Annotated in this window: 9 protein-coding genes and 1 tRNA gene; 6 read left to right on the top strand and 4 right to left on the bottom strand. The window is 62.6% G+C overall.

Annotated elements, in window-relative coordinates; genetic code table 11:
- The 6 genes from NW809_RS09575 to gatA form a co-directional block, all read left to right on the top strand.
- On the top strand, positions 1-187 hold a 187-nt coding region (locus NW809_RS09575), incomplete at its 5' end, for a 2Fe-2S iron-sulfur cluster-binding protein (protein ID WP_414402011.1).
- A gap of 228 nt (positions 188-415) precedes the next feature.
- A complete protein-coding gene (locus NW809_RS09580) occupies positions 416-796 on the top strand; it encodes a hypothetical protein (RefSeq protein WP_414402012.1) in 381 nt (126 codons plus the stop codon).
- Positions 797-862: 66 nt separating this feature from the next.
- On the top strand, positions 863-1,537 hold the full coding sequence (locus NW809_RS09585; protein WP_414402013.1) for a Uma2 family endonuclease: 675 nt from the start codon (positions 863-865) through the stop codon (positions 1,535-1,537).
- Positions 1,528-1,600: transfer RNA gene (locus NW809_RS09590), tRNA-Ala, on the top strand. The genes NW809_RS09585 and NW809_RS09590 overlap by 10 nt, the downstream gene beginning before the upstream one ends.
- Before the next feature lie 80 nt (positions 1,601-1,680).
- Entirely contained in the window at positions 1,681-1,986 is a 306-nt protein-coding gene (locus NW809_RS09595) for a hypothetical protein (protein WP_414347349.1), read from the top strand.
- A gap of 157 nt (positions 1,987-2,143) precedes the next feature.
- Complete coding sequence (gene gatA / locus NW809_RS09600) at positions 2,144-3,673, top strand: Asp-tRNA(Asn)/Glu-tRNA(Gln) amidotransferase subunit GatA (RefSeq protein WP_414402014.1); 1,530 nt, start codon at positions 2,144-2,146, stop codon at positions 3,671-3,673.
- Positions 3,674-3,678: 5 nt separating this feature from the next.
- Here gatA and psb28 read toward each other — a convergent pair whose 3' ends face one another.
- The 4 genes from psb28 to NW809_RS09620 form a co-directional block, all read right to left on the bottom strand.
- On the bottom strand, positions 3,679-3,993 hold the full coding sequence (gene psb28 / locus NW809_RS09605; RefSeq protein ID WP_011430265.1) for a photosystem II reaction center protein Psb28: 315 nt from the start codon (positions 3,991-3,993) through the stop codon (positions 3,679-3,681).
- A gap of 171 nt (positions 3,994-4,164) precedes the next feature.
- Entirely contained in the window at positions 4,165-5,349 is a 1,185-nt protein-coding gene (locus NW809_RS09610; RefSeq protein ID WP_228375490.1) for a glycerate kinase, read from the bottom strand.
- An 86-nt stretch (positions 5,350-5,435) separates the two neighbouring features.
- Positions 5,436-5,831: a DUF760 domain-containing protein gene (locus NW809_RS09615; RefSeq protein ID WP_414402015.1), complete on the bottom strand. Its 396-nt coding sequence runs from the start codon at positions 5,829-5,831 to the stop codon at positions 5,436-5,438.
- Positions 5,832-6,061: 230 nt separating this feature from the next.
- A partial coding sequence (locus tag NW809_RS09620; protein ID WP_414402016.1) for a DNA gyrase C-terminal beta-propeller domain-containing protein occupies positions 6,062-6,869 on the bottom strand: 808 nt, incomplete at its 5' end.

Below are 6,869 nucleotides of genomic sequence, written 5' to 3' on the forward strand. Positions count from 1 at the left end.
GCCCTATTCCTGCCGTGCCGGGGCCTGTTCGACCTGTGCCGGCAAGCTGGTGAGCGGCACGGTGGATCAAAGCGATCAATCCTTCCTGGATGACGATCAGATCGAGCAGGGCTATGTGCTGACTTGCGTGGCTTACCCCACCTCCGACTGCACCATCATCACCCACCAAGAAGAAGCGCTGTACTGAGCCCTCACCTCCGATCCCTCACCCCTGGCCCCTCTCCCATAGGGAGAGGGGTTTTTGTTTTGGGTGGTTCTTTCCGGCAGCCTCAAGCGCTGTGCGCCGCCGGCGGCCCTCACCCCCAGCCCCTCTCCCAGCCCAAGCGCTCCGCGCCGCTAACGCGACCACCCCCAGCCCCTCTCCCTGAGGGAGAGGGGAGTAGGATTTTTTTATCCTCTGTAGAACTTTTTGACGATGACCCCAGAACAAGAAGAGTGGTTAATCCGAGCTGTCCAGGAGCTGCAGGCTGCCCAAAAAGAGCTGCAAGCTGCCCAGCAGGAGCTGCGCCTTGTCCAGAAAAACCAGGAGGTTTTGATTCGAGAGCTGCAAGCGGGCCAGCAAAATCAACAGGTTCTGATTCAGGAAGTGCGCGAGGGGCAGGCGATGCTGGCGCAGTTTTTCCGCGAGGCGCTAGATCGCTTTGACGAGCGCACCCGCGCTATTGAACGCCGCACCGAAGCCCTGGAACGGCGCACAGAAGCCTTGGAACGGCGCACGGAAGCCCTAGAGCGCCGCACTGATGAGATGGCAGCGGAGATGAGGGATCTGCGCCGCGATTTTTTGGAACGGCGGTAGCAGCCTCAAGTGCTCCGCGCCGGCCCTCACCCCCAGCCCCTCTCCCTGAGGGAGAGGGGGGTTAGGATGGCAGCAGAGCAGCCTTTGGAGGTGGCTGTGGCTTTGACGATCGGATCCGTTTCTGCTTCTGGATCGACAACGGCTCGCCTGAGTTTGGCAGAGTACCTCAAGTATTCCGATGGCGGCGATACCCGCTATGAGTTGGTGGCGGGGGAGTTGGTGCCCATGGCCCTTCCAACCGGACGGCATGTCCAGATCCAAAAGTTTCTCAGCCAGGTTTTTGAGGCGGAGATCGCCAGACGGCAGTTGCCTTGGACAACAATCCAGGGCGGCCTGGGGATCCAGTCGCCGCGGGGCAACCGCTGGGAAACGGTGCGGATCCCGGATGTGGTGGTGCTGCCTTTGGAGCAGTGGCAGGAGATGGGATCCCGGGAGGCGTTGATCCGCCTAGAGGAGCCGCCGCTGCTGCTGGTGGTGGAGGTGGTGAGTGAGTCGAGCCGGGCAGCAGACTACCGGGCCAAGCAAGCAGAGTATTGCGTTTTGGGGATCGGCGAGTATTGGATTGTGGATCCTTTGGAAGAGAAGGTGAGCCTGCTGCTGTTGCACGAGGGCTGGTACGACCTGCTGGAGCTGAAGGGATCCGAGGGGGTACCTTCGCAGGTTTTTGTGGGGCTAGAGTTGCAGGTGGGGGAGATCTTGGCTGCCGATTCAGGTTATCCTGGTAGAGCTACGGGGAGTTAGCTCAGTTGGTAGAGCGCTGCGATCGCACCGCAGAGGTCAGGGATTCGAGTTCCCTACTCTCCATCGCCCTCAGCTCGGATCCTCTCCCAAAGGGAGAGGGGGGTCGGTGGTAGGATTTTTGCATTCTCTCGCTCTGGCTGATGATGACTCCGGAACAAGAAGAGTGGCTGATCCGCGCCGTTCAAGAGCTGCAAGCGGCTCAGCAAAATCAACAGCTTCTCATTCAAGAGCTGCGGGAAGGGCAGGCGATGCTGGCCCAGTTTTTCCGTGAGGCGCTGGATCGGTTTGATGCGCGCACCCGGGCTATTGAGCGCCGCACCGAGGCGCTGGAGCGCCGCACCGAAGCGCTGGAACGGCGCACCGACGAGATGGCTCAAGAGATGAGGGAAATGCGGCAGGAGATCCGGGATCTGCGCCGCGATTTTCGCGATTTTTTAGAACGACGGTAGCCCCTCACCCCCGGCCCCTCTCCCTCAGGGAGCACTCCCTCACCCCCGGCCCCTCTCCCTCAGGGAGAGGGGAGTTAGTAGGGAGCCGCGCTGGATTACTCTAGAGGGAACTTTCACTGAGCTGGATCAGCCTTTTCCCTTCCTTGCGAGTTTGTCTATGTCTGTTATCCGTGCCCTGCATACCCAGTTGGTAACCAAAGAGCGCTCTGCTGAGGAGATCGCGCGCGAATACCTGGAGCGCCTGCAGCAACTGGAGCCGCAGCTGAGGAGCTTTATTACCGTGACCGAAGAGCTGGCCCTGCAGCAGGCTAGAGCGGTGGACGCCCGCATTCGCGCCGGGGAGACGATCGGCCCCTTGGCCGGGATCCCGTTGGCGGTGAAAGATAACCTTTGCACCCAAGGGATCCGCACCACCTGCGCTTCCCGAATGCTGGAGGGGTTCATCCCGCCCTACGAGTCGACGGTGACGGCGCGGCTGGCGGCTGCCGGCATGGTGACGGTGGGCAAGACCAACCTAGACGAGTTTGCCATGGGCAGTTCTACGGAAAACTCGGCCTTTCAGCGCACCGCCAACCCCTGGGACCTGACGCGGGTGCCGGGGGGATCCTCAGGCGGGTCGGCGGCGGCGGTGGCGGCAGACCAGGCGGTGGTGGCCCTGGGATCGGATACGGGGGGATCGATCCGCCAGCCGGCGGCCTTCTGTGGCGTGGTCGGCCTCAAGCCCACCTATGGGCTGGTCTCCCGCTATGGGCTGGTGGCTTTTGCCTCCTCTTTGGATCAAGTGGGGCCCTTTGGGCGCACGGTGGAGGACGTGGCCCTGCTGCTGCAGGGGATTGCCGGCCATGACCCCCTGGATTCCACTAGCCTTAGGGTGGAGATCCCGGACTATAGCCAGGCCCTGATCCCCGAGATCAAAGGCTTCAAGATTGGAGTCATCCGCGACCTGCTGGGAGAAGGGTGTGGGGAAGAGACCCGCGCTGCCGTGCAAGCGGCCATCCAACACCTACAGGAGCTGGGGGCGGAGATCCTGGAGATCGACTGCCCCAGCTTTCGCTACGGCCTGGCCACCTACTACATCATCGCCCCTTCGGAAGCTTCTTCCAATCTGGCCCGCTACGACGGCGTCAAGTACGGCCTGCGGGAACCCGCCGACTCGCTCTTGGCTATGTACGGCAAAACGCGCGCCCGCGGCTTTGGGCCGGAGGTGAAGCGGCGCATCATGATCGGCACCTATGCCCTCTCTGCCGGCTACTACGACGCCTACTACCTCAAAGCCCAGAAGGTGCGCACCCTGATCAAGCAGGATTTCCTCAGGGCCTTCGAGAAGGTGGATGTGCTGGTCAGCCCCACCACCCCCACGCCGGCCTTCAAGGCGGGGGAGCGGGAGGATCCCTTGAGTATGTACCTGTGCGACCTGATGACGATCCCGGTCAATTTGGCGGGCCTGCCGGGGCTGAGCCTGCCCTGTGGCTTTGCCAACGGTCTGCCCATTGGCCTGCAGATCATAGGCAACGTCTTGCAGGAGAGCAAGGTGCTGCGGGTGGCCTATGCCTATGAGCAGAGCACCGACTGGCACAAGCGGCGACCTCCCCTGGGACAGCCCCCCCTTGAGCAGGCCCAGGGAACCGCTCAACAGCCCAAAGCCAAGAGCAAGTCCACCAAGGGGAGCAAAAAATCCAAAAGCTGAGCCCACTAGGCCATGCCCATCTGGTTGGCTGCCGAGAAGCGCTCCATGAAGCGCAGGAAGCGCTCCCATTCTGCTTCTGTTTCCATGTCGTAGATCACTTCCAAGGCCTTGAATTCCCCGTTCAAGAACTTGGCTTTGATGTTGCGGGTGGTCAGCTCCCCTTCCTCGTCGATCATCCGCATGCCAAGGATGCTTTGCGTGTCGGACTTCAGCTCCTCAAAGCGAAAAATGGCGGATCCCCGCTTGCCGGTTTTGGATTTCAGCAACCGCACCTGCGTTGGCACTTCTGGAATACCGGGAGAAAACTCAATAGTGGCCATAATTTTTAAAAAAACTCATTCAAGTCATTATAGTTGTTCCAAACACGATGATTAAGACACTTTGTCGCTGACCCAAGCGATCCCCGCCCCTAGCGGCCCTCACCCCCAGCCCCTCTCCCAAGGGGAGAGGGGAGCTGGAGATCGATGGATAAGCTGTTTCCCAGCCATTTGCTAGGTGGGGATCGGATCCCCGGCCAGAAACTTTTTCAACTCCCAAGCGGCCATCTGCTCCAGGTGGTAACCGGCCTGGCGCTGCGCCTCGGCCACATCCGGGATCCGGTCACAGAGGGCAGCAACTCTAATGGGAAGGGGTCGGGCGGCCAAGTCGGCCCGGGCTGCCGGGGTGGCCTGGCCACAGAGAATCAGCAGGGGCTTCTGGGCCACCATGGCCTGCTCCAGCACCGCCCCCACTACCTTGCCCATGCTGCTCTGTTCGTCAAGGCGGCCCTCGCCAGTTACCACCAGATCGCAGCGGCGGAGACGCTCCGGCAGGGCCAAGTGCTGGGCCAAGAGCTGGATCCCGGACTCCAGGGTGGCGCCCAAAAAAGCCACCAATCCTGCCCCCAGCCCGCCGGCGGCGCCGGCCCCTGGGATCCCCTCCACGGCCCGGCCCAGATCCCGCTCCACCACCCTGGCCCACTGCTGCAGTGCCTGCTCCAATTGCCGCACTTGCTGGGGAGTGGCGCCCTTCTGGGGGGCAAAGACGGCAGCCGCCCCCAACGGGCCAGTGAGGGCGTTCTGCACATCGCAGAGGCCGCGGATGCGCTTGCCTTGCCAAATGCGCTGTTTAGGTGGCTCGATGCGCGCCAGGCGGGCCAGCTCCCCTCCCCCCCAGCCGATGGGATCCCCGGCCCCATCCAAGAGGCGATAGCCCAAGGCCTGCGCCATCCCCGCACCCGCATCGACGGTGGCGGATCCGCCCAGCGCTATCCAAATCTCGGCGATGGGATCCCGGCAGACGGCCCGCAACAGCTCCCCCAGGCCATAGGTGGTGGTGCGGGTGGGATCCCGCTGCTCAGGGGGCACCAAGGTCAGGCCGGCCACCTGGGCTACTTCCAGCAGCGCCCGCTCGCCTGCCACCCCGTACTCGGCCCAGACGGGATCCCCCAGCGGGCCAGTGACCCACAGCCCTCGTTTCTCTCCCCCCAGCGCCGGCAACAAGGTCTCCAGCGTGCCCTCGCCCCCATCGGCCAGGGGGAGTAGCTCCACCTTGGCCTTCGGCAAGACCTGGCGGATGCCCCGGGAGATGCTCTCCGCTGCTGCCTTGGCTGTCAGGGATCCTTTGAAGCTATCCGGGCAGATCAAAACCCGCCGAGGTGGGCGGCTGAACTCAGATCCCTGGTCTGGTGAACCCATACCCAGCATCAGCCCTAAAACGTCCTCGGCGGCAACAGAGAGGATGGATTGAACTTGGCTGCGGGCCCGCAAGGCTGAGCCCGAAGCTATTGGGCACTGCCCCCCTCCGCTGTTGGAGGTTGATCCGGTGTTGAAGGTTGGGGAGAGGGGACGACGGCGGATGAGTTGCCCAAAGACTGCTCCAGGGCCAGACGCTGCTCCATCACCCGCAGAAAGTAGCCACCCATCATCGCCCCGGAGAGCATTTTTGCCAAGCTCTCGCGGTTGGTGATGATTTGAACGCCAAATTGGTCTGGCGGCAAACTGCCCACCAAGCTGCGAATGTTGTGGCCCAAGATCTCCAGCACCTCCGGCGACGAGTTGCGGGCGATGTCTTGAAAAACGCTGGGATCCTGAGACTGCAGATATTGCCAGAGCCGGTTGTTGGGGCTGGGCGTTTGCGCGGCCTCAAAACCAGGAATGAAATTGATCGGGCTCGACATGGAGTCACCAAGCTCCCCAAACACAGCAAATCTAGCCCAACTCGGAGCTGTTGGCCCCATTCCTTAGGCCTTCGCAGCTCCGCCAATTGGGCTATGTCAAACCTAACACCCGAGCCTCGCCGCCTTCGGTACGGGATCCCACCCCTTTGAGGCGGCAAATGCCGTACCTCGGGAGGCGCCGCCTCGGAGATCAACCGTCGGCCTCGGGGATCCCCTCTGCCGGCTCCTCTTCAGCTTCCGCCGGATCCCTGATAAACGAAAGCGGGCACCACCGTCACTCCTACAATGCTGTCCTCCGGATCCAAGCGCTGCACCAGCACCCCTGTCGCCTCGCGAGACTGAGTGGGGATGGCCTTGGCCAACTGGCGCATGACAATGCCTCTGGCAGTTACCAACAGGATCTCGTCCTCGGCATTGACGATGCGCAGGGCAGCCAGCTCATCCGACTCCTGGCGGAACTTAGTGGCGATCACCCCCTTGCCGCCCCGGTTTTGCCGGCGGAAGTGGTCGATGGCCGAGCGCTTGCCCCGCCCTTCTTTGGTAATCACCAGCACCCAGGGGTTGGCCAGCCTCTCCCCCTCTCGCTCAGCGGCCATCACCGACTCGGCAAAGATGATGTCCATGCTGACGATGTCGTCGCCGGGGTTGAGGGTGATGGCCCGCACGCCGCGGGTGGCTCGCCCCAGGGGGCGCAGTTGCTCGTCATCTGCCCGGAAGCGGATGCACATGCCCTGGCGGGTCGCCATAACCACATCGTCGCTGGAGCGGGCGCGGCGCACCCAGCGCAGCTCATCGTTTTCCTCCAGAGAGATGGCAATCAGGCCGTTGGAACGCACATTGGCAAAGGCGCTGAGGGCCGTTTTTTTGATGTAGCCCGCTCGGGTGAGCATCACCAAGTATTCGTCGTCGCTGAACTCGCTCACGGGCACCATCGAGGTAACCCGCTCTTCCCGAGTGATGGGCAGCAACTGGACGATGGCGCTGCCGCGGGCGGTGCGGCTCCCCTGCGGGATCTCGTAGGCGGGCAGGGTATAGACC

The organism is Synechococcus sp. WC101, from assembly GCF_047461555.1.
GTDB lineage: Bacteria > Cyanobacteriota > Cyanobacteriia > Thermostichales > Thermostichaceae > Thermostichus.

What these genes read in the sequence shown, in the direction of transcription:
- psb28 (WP_011430265.1), bottom strand. Translation starts at nt 3,993, where the DNA reads ATGGCCACTATTGAGTTTTCTCCCGGTATTCCAGAAGTGCCAACGCAG.
- NW809_RS09580 (WP_414402012.1), top strand. Translation starts at nt 416, where the DNA reads ATGACCCCAGAACAAGAAGAGTGGTTAATCCGAGCTGTCCAGGAGCTG.
- NW809_RS09615 (WP_414402015.1), bottom strand. Translation starts at nt 5,831, where the DNA reads ATGTCGAGCCCGATCAATTTCATTCCTGGTTTTGAGGCCGCGCAAACG.
- NW809_RS09610 (WP_228375490.1), bottom strand. Translation starts at nt 5,349, where the DNA reads ATGGGTTCACCAGACCAGGGATCTGAGTTCAGCCGCCCACCTCGGCGG.
- NW809_RS09595 (WP_414347349.1), top strand. Translation starts at nt 1,681, where the DNA reads ATGACTCCGGAACAAGAAGAGTGGCTGATCCGCGCCGTTCAAGAGCTG.
- NW809_RS09585 (WP_414402013.1), top strand. Translation starts at nt 863, where the DNA reads ATGGCAGCAGAGCAGCCTTTGGAGGTGGCTGTGGCTTTGACGATCGGA.
- gatA (WP_414402014.1), top strand. Translation starts at nt 2,144, where the DNA reads ATGTCTGTTATCCGTGCCCTGCATACCCAGTTGGTAACCAAAGAGCGC.